Source organism: Nocardia amamiensis NBRC 102102, from assembly GCF_001612745.1.
Lineage (GTDB): Bacteria > Actinomycetota > Actinomycetes > Mycobacteriales > Mycobacteriaceae > Nocardia > Nocardia amamiensis.
On the sequence record NZ_BDBA01000061.1, the window covers coordinates 1 to 17,324 of the forward strand.

The window sequence follows — 17,324 nt, forward strand, 5'->3', positions numbered from 1 at the left end:
AGCCGCATCTGTCTGCCGAGGCGACCATGGTCGCCGAGCGTCTGGCGACCGAACTGACGGTCCCGGAGCGCACACGGGCGGCCGCGATCGAAGCCGCGCGCATCGCCGCCGCGCTGCGGGCCTACCGGCTGGGCCTGCCACCGGCCCTCGACGACGAATCCTTCACCGAGCCGAGCCAGCCAACGCTCGCCGGCGAGCTGGCCTGGCTGGTCGAGGTCGCCGTCCAATTCGACACCGCGCCGCTGGTTCCCGCCACGCTGGCCGCGCTGGAGACCGGCGCCGGCGAGGTCAATACCGGCGGCTCGGCACCCGCGCACGATAGATCGGCACCACCGCCCACGAGGTGACACACCACCACACCCATTCGAGCGGACCGTAGTCGAAGAACCGCAGCCACACCGCGCTGAACAGTGCCTGTCCCACAATGATCGCGACTGCGGAACCCAGCAGCGCCGCATAGTCGGTCGAGCCGGACAGCCCGAGGCGCGGTTCGGCGAGCAGGATCAGCGCCGTGGCGCCGACGTAGTTGGTCACGGCCATCCGGCCCAGCGGCTGAAGTACCTCCGACAACACCCGTCCCGGTTCGATGCGCAGCAGCAGGAGAAATCCGGTCAGGTAGGCAAGCGCGCCGAGCAGACCCGACACCGCCGCGGCGGGAGTCGACCACAAATCCAGATACGGGGTCCGGTATTCCCACCTCGCCGCCACCACCGCCGCGGGCAGCGTGACAACGAACACCACACCGATCTCCCAACCCCGCCGGCCCATGGTCTCGACGATCCCGGCGCGAGCGGCGGCCAAGCCGAGCAGGAACAACCCGGGAACCAGAGCCAGTTCGCCACCAAAGGCCGCCGCCACGCCGACGGTGCCGGCCAGGCCCGCGATCAGGACCACCCAATTCGGCAGCACCGCCGCAGGCAGCAGGATCGCCAACCCGACCAGCGCGTACGGCAACAGCGCTTCCCCCGGCTGGAACTGCTGATGGATCAGGCCGATGACGCCGAGCACGACCAAGTGGCGGACCAGCACGAGTCGCGGACGCTCGCTCCGCTCGGCCGCATGGTCCAGCAGCACGGCGAAGCCGAGCCCGAACACGAACGAGAAGATCGGCAAGAACCGCCCTTCGAACACCACCGTCAGCGCGTGCCCCACCGGAATCACCATGCCGGTCTCGTCCGTCGCGGCCATGTCCGCGATCTGCCGGATGGTCACCACCAGCATCCCGCACAGCGCGAAACCCCGTATCGCGTCCACCTCGGGGATGCGTAGCGGGCCCGGCTCGTTGTGCATGGATCTCACGGTATCGAGCAGCCGCGCCGGCGCCGGGATCTCCAGCGGAGATGTCGCACTCGACTTCCCACTCTGTCGCCGCTACCGAAGCGCTGGGAAAACACCGCGAATACGCGGCCAAGTACCCGGAGCGACCGCTCAGGGACTGACGGCAAGGAACACGAAGGCCGAGAACAGAGCCAAATGGACGCCGCCTTGCAAGAGGGTCGCCCGTCCTGGCACCACCGTGAGCCCGCCCACCACGACGGTCAGGGCCAGCAGAACCATCTGGGTCGCGCCGAGTCCGAGCACCAGCGGTCCGTCCAGCCAGATACTCGCCACGGCGATGGCCGGAATGGTCAACCCGATACTCGCCATGGCCGAACCCAGCGCGAGGTTGAGGCTGATCTGTACTTGGTCGCGGCGGGCGGCGCGGACGGCGGCGAGTGTTTCCGGCAGCAGTACCACCAGCGCGATCACCACACCGACCGCCGATTGCGGCAGACCCGCCGAGTCGACCGCCGACTCCACCGCGGGTGAGACCACCTTCGCCAGCCCGACCACGCAGATCAGGGCGACGAACAGCAGGGCGAGGCTGCTCACCGCCGAGCGCACGCCGGGGCGCTCGGCGTACTCGTCATCCTCGGTGACGACGCCGTCGGCCTCGACTGGCAGGAAGTCATCCGGATGGCGCACCGTTTGCACCATGACGAACAAGCCGTACAGCGCGAGGGAGGCGACCGCGGCGAAGGCCAGCTGCGCCGGAGAGAACTCCGGGCCGGGCTTGCTCGTGGTGAAGGTCGGCAGCACGAGGCTGAGCGTGGCCAGGGTCGCGACCGTGGCCAGCGCGGCGCCGGTGCCCTCCGCGTTGAAAAACGCTACCCGCCTGCGTACCGCGCCGACCAATAGGGCAAGACCGAAGATGCCGTTGCACGTGATCATGACCGCCGCAAAAACCGTGTCACGCGCCAGCGTGGAAGTCTTGTCACCACCCGACGTCATCAGCGTGACAATGAGCGCGACCTCGATCACGGTCACCGCGATCGCGAGCACCAGCGAACCGAACGGCTCCCCGACCCGCCGCGCAACCACCTCCGCATGATGCACCGCCGCGAGCACCGCCCCGACCAACGCGACCACCACGATCACCACCGCGATACCCGGCAGACCGCGGCCCCACGTGGCCGCGAGAGCGAGAAACGCGAGGATCGGTACGAGAGCGGTCCAGCGGGCAGCCAACACACGGATCATGCCGACCATCGTCCCAGCAAATTGTTCGGATCCCGGTCAGGCGATCAATCTCTACTTCGCTTGTACTGGGAGCGCTCGCCGAACTCGGAGTCGAGCCAGAACTCCCTTCCCAATCTGTCGTCCGTCGATCGGGATGATTCGAGATCGAAGTTCAGAGATGAGCATGCGCCGCCGACTCCAGCACTGTCGGTAGGCTCGAAAGTATGAACGGTATTACCGGCATCGCAAGCGCACGGCACAAGCTTGCCCGCGCAAATCACCACATCACCGACCTCGAACGCAGGATCTCGGAATACCAGGAGGCGAACCCCGTCGAGGTCCGGGTCGACCTTTCCCCCAGCACCGAATACGAGAACGAGGTCGACTGCCAAGTAGCGGCCGTAAGCGTCTCCGAGGTACCCGACGATTGGGCACTGATCACAGGCGATGCACTCACAAACCTACGGGCCGCGCTCGACCATTCCGTCTATCCGCATTCGGAGCATTTCCCAACCTTGCTGAGCCGCACCGACAGTAAGGGCAAGGAGATACGCGTTCAGGAGATCTTCGATGCCACGACTACAGCGATAATTGTCCACCATCAGCCTTATAACGATCCCGAGCCGACACACCACCCACTAGGCCTTCTCTGCAAGCTCGTCAACCGCGACAAACACCGCCAAGTGCTCGTCACCAACTATTTCCGGGCGGAGCTTATTTTCGCGCCATCGGATGACTACGAAGTCGTGGACATCCCCGGTCTAGCGGTCCACGAACTTGTGCCCGGAGCCGTTTTCAAGCATTTCCGTCTGAGACTTCGCCCTGGCGTAACCCAGTCCAGGCTCACCTACAACAACCGACTCAGGGCAACTGTCGTCGTGGACGTGCCCGACACAACTGACGACGTGCCGCTTGTCTCCAGCCTGAAAGAGATTCACACGCGAGTGTCGGAGATCCTGAACCAACTCGAAGCCGCCGGAATGCTATAACCGCCTCCGCTGTGCCGATGGCATCCGCAATCCGGGCCTGTCTGCACAGGAATCGGCCCCGCGGCTCAGCCTCTCGAGGTACGCGGGTCTCTCCTGTACCTAAACCACAACAGGCCAAGAGACCTCGATGTTTGCCACCTCGATCACGGCCACCACGATCGCGAGCACCAGCGAACCGAACGGCTCCCCCGGCCGCGCGACCCTACCTGGCGCATCCTGCATCTACGGCCGCCCACCGACCAACCGGGTGGACGCTCGGCTATAGGTCGCGAGATATTCCACGCGAGCGTTCCGGTCCGTGCCTGGTGCCGCCTCGCACCACGCCCGGCGCATGACCAGGGTGCTCTCGCACCGCCGCTGACGGTGGTTGCGCTTGGCCGAGTTCGAGAAGCTTCACCACTTCCGGCGGCACTCCCCGAGCTTGCAGTCGTGCAAGTTCTTCCGCGCGTTCCTTGTCGTCGGCTGCCTCGCGGGCAATACGGGCTTCTTCGCGCGCTTTCTCCTCCGCCGTGCGGGCGTCGGCTGCCGCACGCTCCAGGTCCGCGGCGTCGGCTGCCTCTCGGACTGCCTGTTCCCCGGCATCGGCAGCTTCCCGCACCTGAAACTGATTGGGCACCGGGAATTCTCGCGCCACCCTCTCGGCAGCCTCACGTTCCACCCCTACACCCGGTGTTTCGCGCGCCTGCCTGGCTAGCTTGGCTTGTTCTTGTGCCTGCCGGTCACGCTCGACTCGCTCAGGGGCTTCCGCTCGGCCACGGGTAGCACCATCGCGGAATCGCAGCATATTCCGGAACTTCTCGGCCCGCCCGCGCGCCTTCGCCAGCAGCGCGATTTTATCTCTCCGCTTTTGTAGCTCCTGCGCCTTTTCCTGCCCCGCCTTCTCGCGAACACCGGGCAATTCGAGCTGTTTACCCGTTTCCCTTTGCATTCCGATCGCCCAAATCTCGCGGGCAACGTGTCGAGGGATGACCTGATGCGTGAACTTTTCCTTGAAGTCGCGGACTAAACCGTCGATAAGCTTCTGCACTTCCGGCGACCTGTATTCGCCCTCGACGGTCCGGAGTACGTGTTGCTGTATTTCACCCTTGCCGAGAAGCGCTCGAACAACCTCCAGCTGCTTTTTATCCTTCTTACTCTCCATCCTCCCAGACTTCTCTTCAATCGTGAAGATCAGCCCTCGGTCGTCTCTGATCTTGTCGAACCTAATATTACCTACATTCGGGACCTTGAAAATTCTCGACTGCTGAACGTATCCGTTTTCACGGTCGCGAAAGTACTGAGCGGCGCCGTTTTCAAATATCCTGCCACGCGCGTTGTTGTTGTAGTTATGCCGGTCCCTATCGTACTCGGGCATTGCCGCGCCCCCCGGAGGCGTGAAGCAGTTGACTGGAGGTGAATGACTACGTTACGCGCGGGAATCTTCTCTACGCTTCTCGTCGTGATAACCCGCATATTCACGTATGGCTGCGGCCATATCCGAGAACATCCCTTCGTGATCTTCGGGGTTGTATCCAATCATGCTGTCCATCAGGTACCATGCCGTGATTTCATCTTCATCGTCTGTGTCGAATCGAAGTGCGGGATTTATGCCTTCATAGAAGGTGTATTCTCTGCCGGGCCATTCGTATTCGATCCATGCGGCCCCCGCGAACTTGATGAAGCATTCGCCGATGAAGCAAATGAAAGCATCGGCCATATCGGCGTTCTCGGGAGCCATCGCAGTAACCATATCCGGGAACAACTCCGCAACGATCGGGTCCAGCCGTTTCACTTCCGCCGAGCCTTCCGGCCACGGCTCGGACGGAATGCGGCTTATACCTGCATGGTCCATGAACATCTGGGCTTGCGCCTTACGGCGGTCCGGATCAACCCACTTTCCCCATGCGGTCTGCTCGACGGGTACGCCGAGATCCATGGTCAGCTGCTCGTCATTCCCCACGTTTACCTCGCTTCTCGTCATGGTCCGAACTGGTCAGTGTCGCGCGTGCACGGTCACCGGGCAAGGAACAATCATCGCTCGACATACAGCCGTTCACATGGCAATCTGGGCCAGCCTTCAGGGCTGTCAGGGAGGATGTTCACGGCGTCGATGTAGTGACGTTCCCGATGCTCTTGAACGAACATCAGGGCGGCAGTGAGGCAGGCAGCGAAGTCGAACCGTGCGCCGTGCAGGAACACCGACAGATGCACATCCGGATCGTTCGGTAGCGGAGAAGTCATCGCGTATTCCTCCGGTCATCAACCACCCGGAACCCGATCCACGGGCAGACACCACCGATGTTGCGGTCGTGCTCGCTGATCGTGCCGTCGACCAGCGGGACCAGGCGCAGGCAATGTCGGCTGTCCGGGCATCTGACGTGCGTCACGAAACCACGCTGCCCGTTGGGTGCGCCGTCTGCTGTCTTCCACCATCGGCACCGCGACAGCGGAACCGTGCAGTCACACATGGGTGACCGCCCAACGCCTACCCGGACCGCCACACGCCCGGATGCAGTCCACGACAAGAAGTCCGGACGGACGGAACCGGTCGCGGGGTGCCTCGATCCAATGCCGCACCGCACCGGACTCGGCCGTGGGCGACGGCAACGCGACCGTCCCACCTTCCCCGACAATCGACACGTTGATACGGAACAACTCGGCGAAAAGCTTCGTGTCCTCGGGAAGATCGGGTCTGATCAGATACGTCCACCTGTTCGAGCGAGGATGCGCCAGGATCGGTCCTAGCGCATCTCTACGCCGCCGCAACACGTCTCTGACTGCGCGACCCAATGGCGCAGGCATGGTCAGTGCCCCCACGTGCGACGATCGCATGATGATGCGTCCCAGTTCGGGCGGGTCGATCACTGCGGGCAGATCACACACACGCCGGTAGAAGTGGCAGCGGGACCGGGGTGTGTCCCCGAAAGGTGTGTGCTCCATCGGCTTTAGGTCTCTTGGTCAGGTTGGTCGGTGGGGGTCTGCTCGGGTTGCCACTCGTGTAGGGCGTTCAGGTACCGCTGGACAACATCGGCAGGGACATCGACCGCCAGCGCGGCAGGTGGACCGACGAACGGGTTTCGTTGCGGAAGCCCGTTATTCGGCATTTGCCGATCTCCCGGACCGCTCGTTGATGCTCCGCATGCCCGTACATCCATCGCATCGGCCTGCGCCTTGTCGAGTCGGGTAGTCGTTGCCATGCGAACAGGATGTTGTCAAGGGCCGATGTTTGGTGCGCGGTGCGACCGGGTCGCGAAAGTCGCGCGAAAGCGCAGCAAGCCTTCCCCTGACAGAGCTACGCTTCTTCCGTTGTGGAAGGAAGCTGCATCGCAACGCGGAAGGGGATCGCACGGGGTGACCGAAGACGATGACGGGCCAGAAGACACCGAAACCACCCTGCCGCGTAGGCAACTGGGCCGATTGCTACGAGATGCACGGACGCAGGCGGGCCTGAGCTTGGAGGTAGCAGCGCGGACACTCGGCTGGGGTAACGCAACCATCAGCAGGCTGGAGAACGGGCGCAACAAGACGGTCAGAGCGACAGACCTTGACGCCCTGGGCGGACTGTACGGGGTCGACGCGGAAGATCTTGTGGCGTGGAAGGAACTTGCTGGACAGGCCCCGGTCCGTTCTTGGCTGCGAGCCTACAGTGACGTACTGGAGCCGAAGTTCAACACGTACGTCGAACTTGAAGCTACCGCAAACGAATTGGCGATATTTCAGCCGCTCATCATCCCCGGTCTGCTTCAAACTCACAACTACGCGCAGGCCATGAACCGAGCCAGACAGCCTCAAGTCTCGGAGGCGGACTTGGAGCGATTGGCAGCAGTTCGCGCCCGGCGTCAGCATCTACTCACGCGGCCCCGGAACCCGTGCAAGCTCACGGCCGTGATACACGAGAACGCACTGCGGACGATCGTCGGCAACCCGCAGGTGATGGCCGATCAGTGCCGACACGCGGCGGACATGAGTACGCGTGACAACATCGAGCTACGCATACTCAGGCAGGAAGCTGGCCTGCCAACCGGCAGGCTCGTCACCCCGTTCATTGTGATGACCTTCCCGAAGGACTCACAAGGCAGACCAGTGGAACCATCTGTCATCTACGCAGAGAGCTACACGGGGGATGCGTATCTAGAGAAGCGCGAGGACGTGCAGCGCTGTCGGCACACGTTCCGTACGCTGGCCGGAGCGACTATGGATGCCCGCGCGAGCCGCACCCTATTGAGAGAGCTAGCAAGGAGTTATGGCAGTGAACGCTGAAGTCGACCTGACGGGGGCGAAGTGGTTCAAATCACGCCACAGTTCGGGGGGCAGCGGCGAATGCGTAGAGGTCGCGCATTTGGACGGGGGCATGGTCGGTGTCCGGGACTCCAAGAACCCAACCGGCCCGGCACTGGTGTTCACGCCTGGCGAATGGGATGCCTTCACCGCTGGCGTGGTCGATGGCGAGTTCAAACGCCCGTAGCGCCACACCGCGAAGTCCGTCCGGTGCCTTGATGCGACGCCCCGCCGGGCTTCTTATTGCTCTGGCCAGGCACTTTAAACATCAGCACGAGCGAGTGCATGTGTGCTGGACTAAGCCGTTTCAAGCGACAGGTCCGCATTTGAGGTGTGAGATGCCGTCAGCGGAGCAACGATTGTGCGGGATGGAACTAGATAGAACCGGCCGTACGCTCAGGCAGTTACGGACCGAACGCGGACTCACCTTGCGCGAACTTGCAGCGGTAACGTTCTGCGACTACTCGCAGCTGGCGAACATTGAAGCGGGGCGACGTTGGCCGAAAGATCGCGGATGGGCCGAGCGCGTGGACAGGGCGCTCAACGCAGGTGGCGCCTTGATCTCGGCGTGGGATGCGGACCAAGCCGAGCACGCGCGGCGCAATGACACGTTGCGGATGCTCGACCAGGCGCGGAGGGAGTCCGAGGCGCTTCTAGCCGAACCGGACGCGGTGCCGCTGGACGATATGCAATCCGGCATCATCGACGTAGCCCGCAACGCCCGGTTCGAGTCATATGACCGAACCCTGAGTCGAGCTATGGACATTCGCGCGGAGTTGGTGCGACGTATCAAGTTGGGCGCGCACCGGCCAGACGAGATACGCGAGCTGTATATAGCGCTCGGCCGTGTGTGTGGAGTGTTGTCGTACCTGACGCTCGACCTTGGGCAGGCGGACACGGCGCGCGTTCACGCACAAGCATCGTTCCAACTCGGCGACCGGGCGGACCACGACCAGTTGAGGGCATGGGCGCGCGGTACACAAGCGTTGGCGTTCCGGTTCGTGAAGGATTTCGAACGCGCACGAGACGCGGCAACGGACGGGCTGAGGTACGTCACGCACTCGACCGGCACCGCCGAACCCCGGCTCTTGTGCGGTCTGGCTGCGTCGGTCGCGAACCTTGGCGACTCGGCGCGGGCGCTCGAACTGCTCGACCAGGCCGAGCGTGCACGGGACGCAGCGGGACCGGACGAAATACCCGGCTTGTTCACATTCACGCCAGCCAAACAGATTTACTATCGGGGTTTTTCGCTAATGTGGGCGGACGACAAGAAGACGCTCCGTAAGTCTGTGCAGGCGTCTGAGGAAGCAATTGCCGCGTGGCGAGTGCAGCGGTCCCCCGGTGACGAGATGTTGTCTCAAATCTACTTGGCGTCCGCGAGCGCGCGCCTCGGCGACTTGGACGGCAGTATTGCCGCTGTATCGCCAGTGTTGGAGAACCCGATCAGTGCTCATTTCTCGTGGGTGCGCAAGCGTCTCAACCAATTGGAAGGGCTACTGGCAGAGCACTTCCCGGATTCCTCGGTTGCGGGAGACATGCGGGAAACCTTGGTTGCCTACGTTCACTCGGCTTGAGTCAACCCGGGACGCGCCGGTCGAGTCGGTCGCCCAGTTCAGTCGTCCAGGTCGATCCGCACCGTGAGCAAGTCGGTGCCGACCAATCGGACTGCCGCGCTGTTGGCGCGTGGCAGGGAGGCCAGGCGGGTACGGGCGTCGTCGTCGGGCAGCAGGTGCGCGGTGCCGGTGTGCCAGTGCCCGTGCAGGCGTAGCCGGACGTGGTTGTCCGCCTTGATGTTCCGGATGTACTGCGAGCGCTCGCCGAACTCCGAGACGAGCCAGAATTCGCTGCCGATCTTCTTTCCGCCGATCGGGGTGACGCGCGGCTGACCGCTGACGCGGCCGGTGGTTTCCAGCAGAGTCTGGATGGGCACGGTGCGAGTGATCGGGTTGGCGACGCGGCGTTGGAACGCCGTCACTACCCGATGCTGGATGTCGCGCATGTTCGGCATGCGGCGACAGTAACAGCGCCGCTACTGGTCGGCATGCTTCGACACCGCGGCAATTATTGGCCTGATCAGGGTTTATGCGCGATAGGCAGCTGGTATGACGCACGCCACGATGCTCAGTGCCGCGATACCTCTGCGCGTGGGACCCACCGCAGCTGCCGCCATGGCGATTTCGCCGACGCATCGATCGACGCCGACGGATCGCTCGTAGTCGAAGCCGGCCGCGAATTGAAACCTGCTGCACTACCAGGTATTTCGCCGATCGGAACAAGGGCGGCCGCCGATCTTCCGACGACGGCGAGCGCAAGGGGGGTAGCGCCGAGGCTATGTCGTTACCGAAGAACATCCGGTAAGGAATCGACCCCGCGCCGGTCGATAGGTGAGAATTTGGCGGTGCGGACCCAGTTCACTGCCGAGCTCATTGCGTTGACCAAGGACTTGACGCTGATGAGCACGCTCGCCCACGACGCCGTCGAGCGTGTCACCGATGCGCTGGTCGACGCCGACCTCGCCGCCACCTACGAGGCCTTCGCGCTCGACGAGCAGCTGCAGAAGATGTACAGCGCGTGCGAGGCGCGCACCGTGGTACTGCTGGCGCTGCAGGCGCCCGTCGCCCGCGACCTGCGGCATGTGGTGACCGCGATCCAGATCGCCGGTGAACTATCCCGGATCGGGTGGCTGGCCAGCCGGGTCGCCGATCAGGTGTATCAGCGTCACCCCGCGCAGGTCGCTCCGCAGCCGATCCTGGGCATCCTCGCCGCGATGGGAAAGCTGGCCGCCGAGCATACGGCACTGGCAGGACGTGCGGTTGCCGGTCAGCAACCGCTGTCCGAGGAGACGCTCGCCGCACCATCGATGGAAACGCTCCACCAGCAATTGCATTCGGCGCTGCGCGACCCCGCATCCCAGCCGCCCACCGATATGGCGATCGACAACGCATTGCTCGGACACCACATGGAGCGCTGCGTCGATCACACCGCACGTATTGATCGGCTGATCCGCTTCCTCGACACCGGCGTTCCCCCGACCGCCCAGCCCAGCGAGGACGAGTGAGCTCGTGGCCGAGCGCCTCGGCCACGAGCGTTCGCCGGTCAAGGGGCTGGGATTCCGGTCCCAGCGCGCTGTCGCTCCCGATCGGGTGAACGCGATCAGTGTTAGAGCTCGATAGTGCCGCCTCCCGATCCCGGCGCGGGCATCGGTGTGCGCCAGAGGGTCCCGATGAATTCCAGCATGCGTTGGCGCACATCGTTTCCGTACGACGGATTGTTGCCCGCGATGGCGATGGCCACGAAGTAGGCCGAACCTCGGCCGGTGCCGCGCAGCACGGCCGCGCTGGACGACATCGGCAGATAGTGCTTGCCGGGAATGTTGTTGTGACCGCGAATGGCGACCGCCTGGATCGTGATCGACTGGAAGAGTGCATCCCAGTCGGCATTGCTCGATGCGGTGGCGAAGTCGTCGTTTGTGGTGAGCGTGATTCCTTGGGAAGCCAGGGTGGTCGCCACAGTGGCCCAGCGTTGTTTGACGACGGTGATGCGGGAGTCGTCGCCGGTGTATCCGCGTACGAAGTCCACGATCGGCAGATAGGCGACACGGCCGGTGGACTGGATGGCGCCACGGCCGCGGAACTTGTAGAAGTCGGCCTCCTGCAGGAACGCCGTCGAACTGTCGATCGTGGTCGGCACGCCGGACGGCCAGACAGTGCCTTTCCATTCCGTGCGATCACGCACCACCTGCGCGGTGGGCGCAAGCGTCCCGAACACGGCGAGATAGACCGGGTCGTGGAAGCAGGCGAAGGCGGTGCGGTTGCCATTGCTGGTGTTGTAGGAGCCCTTGGTGAAAGGGTTCTCGCCGGGACGCTGGATGACGAAGGAATCGAACGCGTACGACAGTCCGGGATGACCGTAACCGCCGACGGTTTCGGCGCCACGGAACAACAACCGCCCACCGGTTTCGTGCAGGAATTTCGCCATCAACGTGGCGAATTCGGGCAGCGAGATGCCGGGGACGCCCGCGCCGCGGTCGGTGCCGACGATCGCAGGGAAGGCATTCCAGGTTTCGGTGAACCGGTTGAGCGTATCGATGTCCATCGACATCGATAGCGGCCCCCAGCTACCGCGTCCGGCCAGGGTGGCGCTGAACCATCCGGCGAAGGTTTTGCCGGTGGTGTCCAGGAAGTAGTTGTCGACGTCGGTGGCATTGAAGAATTCGACCGCGGCGGCCTGGCCGAGCTGGGTGTCGTTGGCCGCCGTGACCGGCACGGTTGTGCCCGGCGCCCGGGTGCCGACCGTGACGTAGTCCGGGTCGTAGGCGCGCTGTGCCGCTTTGGTGAAGGTGTCCTGCGCGGTTTGCGGTGTCATCAGGTTCTTCGCCTGCGCATTGCCCAGCACGTGCTGGAGATCCTGCAGGTCCTGGGTGGTCGTCGAAGACCGGTCGCTCGGTGTGGTGCGGCCGGAGCCGAGCCCGACGGAGGGTTCGGCCGCACCGCCGCCACTGCCTCCGGCGGCGGAACTGCCGTACTTGGCTTGGATCTCCCTGGCCCGGTTGGCGGCCTCGGCGATCGAAATCGTGTTGTCGGACAGTTTCTTCAGCAGATCGGCGACCTCGGCACGACCGGACATGTCGCGGAAGATGTCCGGGGTTCCGAGCAGTTGCAATGCGGCCGCCAAGCCGACGGGATCGGGCGCCGCAGTCGGGGACACCACATTGACCAGGGACTGCGGGAACTGTGTCGGCGTCGGTGTGGTCGGGGTCGGGTTCGGGGTGGTCGGGGTAACCGGCGCGATATCCGGCGCCTGGATCGGGATCGGGTGTTCCTCCCACTTCCAGAATCGGGTGTTGTCGATCTCCTCGGCGATATTGCAATGCCCCAGCTTGCCTTCCGCGAACACACCGCGGGTCGGCATGGTGATCAGCCGCTCGGCCTGTGCCTCCGGCGGCGGACCACCGACCACGACGCCGATGGCGGTCAGTGGGTAGGCGACATGGTTGCCGAACACTTCCAGCGGGGTCGGCATCGCGACATCCGCGAGCGTCTTGCCGTCCTGCCACGGCATCGATTCGAAGGCGACGCTGATGTCGGCGGTCCGAGTGGCCAGCATGATCGCCCGGTTGTAATAGGCGTTGTTGCTGTTGGCGTGATCGATCAGGCGCTGCGCCGCCTGATATTCCTCCGGTGTCAGCGATTTCGCGGGGGACCAGGTGGGCGGAAGGTCGGCCGGGCGGGGGCCTGGCCTGCGAATGAACGTAACGGTGTTGGAGGCGCCGTTGAGCGGGAAGTAGAAGTCCACGTCGGTGTCGTCGAGCAGTGCGACGGCACCGCCTGGATGGAAGGCCCTGATGGCGAGACGGTCCATCCGCCATTCGTCATCGTCGTGCAGGACGAACTCGAATCCGACCAGATCCCGCCACGCGATCGGACCGCTGGACGGCTTCGTGATGAACCAGCCCATCGCGGTGTCGTTGAGGCGCTCGCCGACATTGATGTTGTCGGTCTCGGATCCTTTCTCCCATTGCTTGAGCAGTGGCCGCGTCACCGTCGAATTGCCGTCCACCACGATGAGGTTCACCATCGCCAGCTCGTCGGTCTTGTCCCGCAGGCCATCCGACGTCTTCACGCCGAATTCGAAGAGCGCGAACCGGATGTCGCCCTCCCAGAACTGCGGGATCGGCTTGTCCAGCTTCGTGGGGTCGACATTGTGCAGCGTCTGGTTCCTGGCGACCTGATCCTGCTTGACCAGGGCCGCGAACCCGGGCGCGAGCGTCGGGTCCAGCAGGACCGGTTCGAGCGCGGCCCGGTGCCGCAGCAGTTCCGCCATGCCGAAAGTGGTGATCGCCCCTGGATATTTCACCAGCACCGCGGGACGCCGGCGAAGGAACTGCACCGTTACCCGATAGTGGCGCAACACCTCGTAGTACAGGATGGTCAGCGTGTGGGCGCGGTTGTAGTTGGAGAAGGTGCGGGTCTGGATCGTTTCCTTCTCTTCCTGCCTGGCCTGGATCACCACCGTCGAATTCAATTCGCGCTGTGCGGAGCTGGCCTGGCTGAAGCTGTCGCTGAGTCGCTGCACATTCTGGGCGGTCAAATCGCGGCTGCCCTCGCTGGTCGCGGTGGAGCCGCCCATACTCCACGCGTCGCCGACGGCCGCGCCGAGACCGACGACACCGAGATTTGCCCCGCCGCTGCCGCCGCCGGAGTGTGCGACACCGCCCATGAAATTGGAGCCGTGCTGCATTTCGCGTAGCCCGGCCTGGACCGTTTCGCTGATGGTGCGGTCGCGGTGCGTCTGGTGCAGGATCTCCTCGGTCAGTTTGGTGTTCTCATCGCGTTTGGTGAGGCTGTCCCAGGACCAATCGATCACGGCGAGCTTCACCGACTCACCGGGAGCCAGCGGCATGCTGTAGAGGATCTCGCCCAGGGAATGCCCGAGCGCGCTCCAAGTGACCTTGTACTCATCGATGTAGGCGGCGCGGTAGGGGTCCGGGATGTCGATGCCCGGCGGGTCGTCGCTGAGCCGCACCACCTGTCTGGTGACGAACTCGTGCAGCGAAAGTGTTGCCGGGTAGAGGTTTTCGCAGCCGTTCTCGCCGATGAGCTGGTTGGGATTGGTCGCGAACGACGACGGGGACAACTGCCAGTCGGTGAGGCTCGGGTTCTGCATGGAGGACATGCCCGCCTCGTAATGCGGCGGCCGCAGCCCCGGCTGCGGCACCACCAGCCTGCCGACAACCGCGCCGTCGGTGAACCGGCTCTGGTTCAGGACGTCGATCCACCCCGATGATCCATAGGGCAGCGCGCGGATGCTGATGGCCTCCTCCCCGCCGCCGTCTCCACCGCGGCGGACCACCCCGGCGCGGCGGAGGCCGGCCTCGCTGTCGAGATAGTGGCAGACCAGCGACGGCAGCCGGGTGAGGTCGTAGGACGCGTACCCCACGTGGTCGGTCCACAGCACACCGAGCGGCGCCGACCACTTGACGGACCGATCCGAGGCCGCCATCGGCTCCAGGTCCATCCCGGTCGCGTTGTCGATTACCGCTTCCGCGGCCATCGAGTCGATCTGCTCGGTGTCCAGCGCGCCCACGTGCTCGACCCCGGCTCGGTCGAGCATGTGCCGCAGGACGTTTTCGGTCAACTCGGCAGTGAGATCGATATTCTCGCAGAGCTTCTCGACGCTGGCGGGTGCGAGCCCGGTGCGGATCGCCTGGCTGACGGCGCGGCGGACAGCGTCGTGCATTTGCCGCCGAATATCGGCGTCGACCGCGTACACCCCCGCCGAGACAGCCTCGTCTATCCGACCGCGATCGGAACCGGGGTCGTACTGAGTGACGACAACCTCGGCGTAGATGGGGTGGCGGGTAATCGGTCCGCCGGTTTCCTTGTCGATCAGATACAGCCCGAGATGGGTGAGGGAACCGAATTGCGTCATCACTCGATCCGTTCGCCGAAGTATGGGACTCGGACCGTATCCCCGCGAATCAGGCCTGGTCCTGCGTAGTTCACTACGCGAAAATCCACGAGAACCCGAAGCGCTGTTGTCGCTCGCACCGGCGGGTACTTGCTCCGCCCCGCAGCGCTGCGGTAGCCGAGATGAGCGGCGAGGCTGTGGATTCCATCGCTGCGAACGGTGTATCGCCGACGCCGCCTCGACGAAGCGCCGCGAACGACCGGAGTGCGTGCGCCGACACGGTTGGCGTGTCACGCACACGACGAGCATTCATGGTCGAGGCATAGAGTGGACCCGTGCTGTTCGACCTCGCGTCGGGGGTGCTGATCTCGGATGGCGGCTTGGCCACCGAGCTGGAGGCGCGCGGCCACGACCTGTCCGACGCACTCTGGTCGGCCCGGCTCCTGGTGGACGATCCCGCCGCGATCGAGGCCGTGCACGCGGCGTACTTCCAGGCAGGGGCCGATATCGCGACCACAGCGAGCTATCAGGCGTCGTTCGAGGGATTCGCCGCGCGCGGGCTGAGCCGGGCGGACTCGATCCGGCTGCTGCGCCGCAGCGTTGCCCTGGCGCGGGCAGCGCGTGACGCCTGTGCGGACGGGCGGCAGCGCTGGGTCGCCGCCTCGATCGGCCCGTACGGCGCGGCCCTGGCCGACGGCTCGGAGTACCGCGGACGCTATGGACGCAGCGTGGGCGAACTACGGGCTTGGCATCGGCCGAGACTGGAGGTGCTTGCGGACGCCGGCGCCGATCTGCTCGCGCTGGAAACCGTCCCGGACATCGACGAAGCCGAGGCGTTGGTCGACCTGGTGACCGACATCGGTGTGCCCGCGTGGCTCAGCTACACCATCGAAGGCACCCGCACCCGGGCAGGGCAGCCGCTCGCGGACGCCTTCGCGGTCGCCGCCGCGTCGGACTCGATCATCGCGATCGGCGTGAACTGCTGCGCGCCCGCCGATGTCACCGCTGCGATCGAACTCGCAGCCGGCACCGGCAAACCTGTGGTCGCCTACCCGAACAGCGGCGAAGGCTGGGACGCCGCGCGCCGCACCTGGGCCGGCTCCGCCCGATTCGCCCCGGCACAGGCACGCGCCTGGGTGGCACGGGGCGCACGCGTCATCGGCGGATGCTGCCGTGTCGGCCCGGCCGACATCGCCCGGCTCGCAACCGAACTGCGCACAACGTGAGCCTCGACCGACCGCACGGCGTCCGGCCATTCCAACCGAACTAGCGGATCAGCCCTCGCCCAGCATGGGGAAGCGGCCGGAGCCGAGCAGGCCGGCGATCGCATCCATTTTCGCCTGAGGAGCGGCGTAATCCGGGTGCGCGCGCAAGACCGATGCCGCGTCGTGCAGATCGATCATCTGCTGTTCGGCTTCGGCTGCGGTGCGACCGCCAGCGCTGACCGGATGGTGTGCGAACTCCGGTTTGTGCGGGTCGACGCGGCCGAGGGCCAGCGCCTTGTCCACTCGGCGTGAGCAGCGGCAGAACGCCGCCGGGTCGACCAGGCCGCAGGTCGCGTTCATGAAGTTGCCGAGCCGTTTCTTCGCGCGCTCCAACCGTTTCCGGTAGGCGGCCGGGGTGATGCCGAGCACCCAGGCGGCCTCGGTCGAGCTCAGCTCGAAGACATCGCCGAGCACGAAGGCGATCCGCTCGTCGCGGGCCAGACATTGCAGCATGCCCTGACTACAGGTGAGCCGCACCTCCGCGGTCAGCAATTGCGCCTCCGGTCCCCGGTAGTCCGCGTCGGCGAGCCCGTCGGCCAGTCGTTCCCGATAGGCGTCCAGACTCAGCTGCGCGGCCTCCTGCGGGGTCTGCCGTCGCAGATTCAGCAGGTAGTTGACGCCGATGCGGTAGGCCCAGGTGAGCAGCTTCGCCTCGGCGCGCCAGGTGTGCAGGTGGTCGAGGACGCGCAGCAGGATCTCCTGTGTCGCGTCCTCGGCCTCGGCGGGCCGCCAGACCATGCGCAGGGCCAGCCGGTAGAGCGGGTCCTGCAGCAGGCGCACGACCTGCCCGATGGCGTCCCGGTCGCCCGCGACCGCGCGGGCGACCATGTCCTTCTCATCCGCCGCGACCAGGTCCTGCTCCGTGCCCATCCGGCCATCATTCGGCCTGTCTCGTGGCCTGCGC

The 17,324-nt window shown here is 64.9% G+C and carries 16 protein-coding genes; 7 read left to right on the forward strand and 9 right to left on the reverse strand.

Features of this window, described 5'->3' with window-relative positions; all coding sequences use genetic code 11:
- A partial coding sequence (locus tag NA4_RS41385; RefSeq protein ID WP_218022298.1) for a DUF6545 domain-containing protein occupies positions 1 to 347 on the forward strand: 347 nt, incomplete at its 5' end.
- On the opposite strand, the gene NA4_RS14065 is transcribed toward NA4_RS41385, so the two are convergent.
- Together NA4_RS14065 and NA4_RS14070 are read right to left on the reverse strand one after the other, a co-directional pair.
- Positions 289 to 1,290, reverse strand: coding sequence for a DUF418 domain-containing protein (locus NA4_RS14065; protein WP_067469849.1), 1,002 nt, complete (start codon positions 1,288 to 1,290; stop codon positions 289 to 291). The genes NA4_RS41385 and NA4_RS14065 overlap by 59 nt on opposite strands.
- 138 nt (positions 1,291 to 1,428) lie before the next feature.
- Positions 1,429 to 2,520 carry a calcium:cation antiporter gene (locus NA4_RS14070; protein ID WP_067469968.1) on the reverse strand — a complete coding sequence of 364 codons (1,092 nt, stop codon included), beginning with the start codon at positions 2,518 to 2,520 and terminating at the stop codon, positions 1,429 to 1,431.
- Between the two features lie 203 nt (positions 2,521 to 2,723).
- On the opposite strand from NA4_RS14070, the gene NA4_RS14075 reads away from it, so the two are divergent.
- Positions 2,724 to 3,488 carry a hypothetical protein gene (locus NA4_RS14075; RefSeq protein ID WP_067469852.1) on the forward strand — a complete coding sequence of 255 codons (765 nt, stop codon included), beginning with the start codon at positions 2,724 to 2,726 and terminating at the stop codon, positions 3,486 to 3,488.
- Between the two features lie 259 nt (positions 3,489 to 3,747).
- On the opposite strand, the gene NA4_RS14080 is transcribed toward NA4_RS14075, so the two are convergent.
- The 4 genes from NA4_RS14080 to NA4_RS40355 all read right to left on the reverse strand — a co-directional run bounded on the left by NA4_RS14080 (position 3,748) and on the right by NA4_RS40355 (position 5,854).
- Complete coding sequence (locus tag NA4_RS14080) at positions 3,748 to 4,842, reverse strand: hypothetical protein (protein WP_067469856.1); 1,095 nt, start codon at positions 4,840 to 4,842, stop codon at positions 3,748 to 3,750.
- 51 nt (positions 4,843 to 4,893) lie between these two features.
- Positions 4,894 to 5,427, reverse strand: coding sequence for a hypothetical protein (locus tag NA4_RS14085; protein WP_157129000.1), 534 nt, complete (start codon positions 5,425 to 5,427; stop codon positions 4,894 to 4,896).
- Positions 5,428 to 5,498: 71 nt separating this feature from the next.
- Positions 5,499 to 5,708, reverse strand: coding sequence for a hypothetical protein (locus NA4_RS40350; protein WP_157129001.1), 210 nt, complete (start codon positions 5,706 to 5,708; stop codon positions 5,499 to 5,501).
- Positions 5,705 to 5,854 (reverse strand): hypothetical protein, encoded by a 150-nt coding sequence (locus NA4_RS40355; protein ID WP_157129002.1) that lies wholly within the window; start codon positions 5,852 to 5,854, stop codon positions 5,705 to 5,707. The genes NA4_RS40350 and NA4_RS40355 overlap by 4 nt, the downstream gene beginning before the upstream one ends.
- A gap of 964 nt (positions 5,855 to 6,818) precedes the next feature.
- On the opposite strand from NA4_RS40355, the gene NA4_RS14095 reads away from it, so the two are divergent.
- The 3 genes from NA4_RS14095 to NA4_RS14105 all read left to right on the forward strand — a co-directional run bounded on the left by NA4_RS14095 (position 6,819) and on the right by NA4_RS14105 (position 9,319).
- A complete protein-coding gene (locus NA4_RS14095) occupies positions 6,819 to 7,727 on the forward strand; it encodes a helix-turn-helix domain-containing protein (protein WP_067469865.1) in 909 nt (302 codons plus the stop codon).
- The gene (locus tag NA4_RS14100) at positions 7,717 to 7,932 is read left to right on the forward strand and encodes a DUF397 domain-containing protein (RefSeq protein ID WP_373862789.1); all 216 of its coding nucleotides are present in this window, start codon (positions 7,717 to 7,719) and stop codon (positions 7,930 to 7,932) included. The genes NA4_RS14095 and NA4_RS14100 overlap by 11 nt, the downstream gene beginning before the upstream one ends.
- A gap of 181 nt (positions 7,933 to 8,113) precedes the next feature.
- Positions 8,114 to 9,319, forward strand: coding sequence for a helix-turn-helix domain-containing protein (locus tag NA4_RS14105; protein WP_169811039.1), 1,206 nt, complete (start codon positions 8,114 to 8,116; stop codon positions 9,317 to 9,319).
- 38 nt (positions 9,320 to 9,357) lie between these two features.
- On the opposite strand, the gene NA4_RS14110 is transcribed toward NA4_RS14105, so the two are convergent.
- Positions 9,358 to 9,753: a nitroreductase/quinone reductase family protein gene (locus NA4_RS14110; protein WP_067469875.1), complete on the reverse strand. Its 396-nt coding sequence runs from the start codon at positions 9,751 to 9,753 to the stop codon at positions 9,358 to 9,360.
- 390 nt (positions 9,754 to 10,143) lie between these two features.
- Between NA4_RS14110 and NA4_RS14115 the strand changes: the two genes are divergently transcribed.
- Positions 10,144 to 10,803, forward strand: coding sequence for a phosphate signaling complex PhoU family protein (locus NA4_RS14115; protein ID WP_067469878.1), 660 nt, complete (start codon positions 10,144 to 10,146; stop codon positions 10,801 to 10,803).
- A gap of 101 nt (positions 10,804 to 10,904) precedes the next feature.
- On the opposite strand, the gene NA4_RS14120 is transcribed toward NA4_RS14115, so the two are convergent.
- A complete protein-coding gene (locus NA4_RS14120) occupies positions 10,905 to 15,176 on the reverse strand; it encodes a hypothetical protein (RefSeq protein ID WP_067469881.1) in 4,272 nt (1,423 codons plus the stop codon).
- 317 nt (positions 15,177 to 15,493) lie between these two features.
- Here NA4_RS14120 and mmuM point away from each other — a divergent pair, with 317 nt between their 5' ends.
- Complete coding sequence (mmuM, locus tag NA4_RS14125) at positions 15,494 to 16,381, forward strand: homocysteine S-methyltransferase (protein ID WP_245671349.1); 888 nt, start codon at positions 15,494 to 15,496, stop codon at positions 16,379 to 16,381.
- 48 nt (positions 16,382 to 16,429) lie between these two features.
- Here mmuM and NA4_RS14130 read toward each other — a convergent pair whose 3' ends face one another.
- Positions 16,430 to 17,290: an RNA polymerase sigma factor gene (locus tag NA4_RS14130; protein ID WP_067469887.1), complete on the reverse strand. Its 861-nt coding sequence runs from the start codon at positions 17,288 to 17,290 to the stop codon at positions 16,430 to 16,432.
- Positions 17,291 to 17,324: the final 34 nt, after the last annotated feature.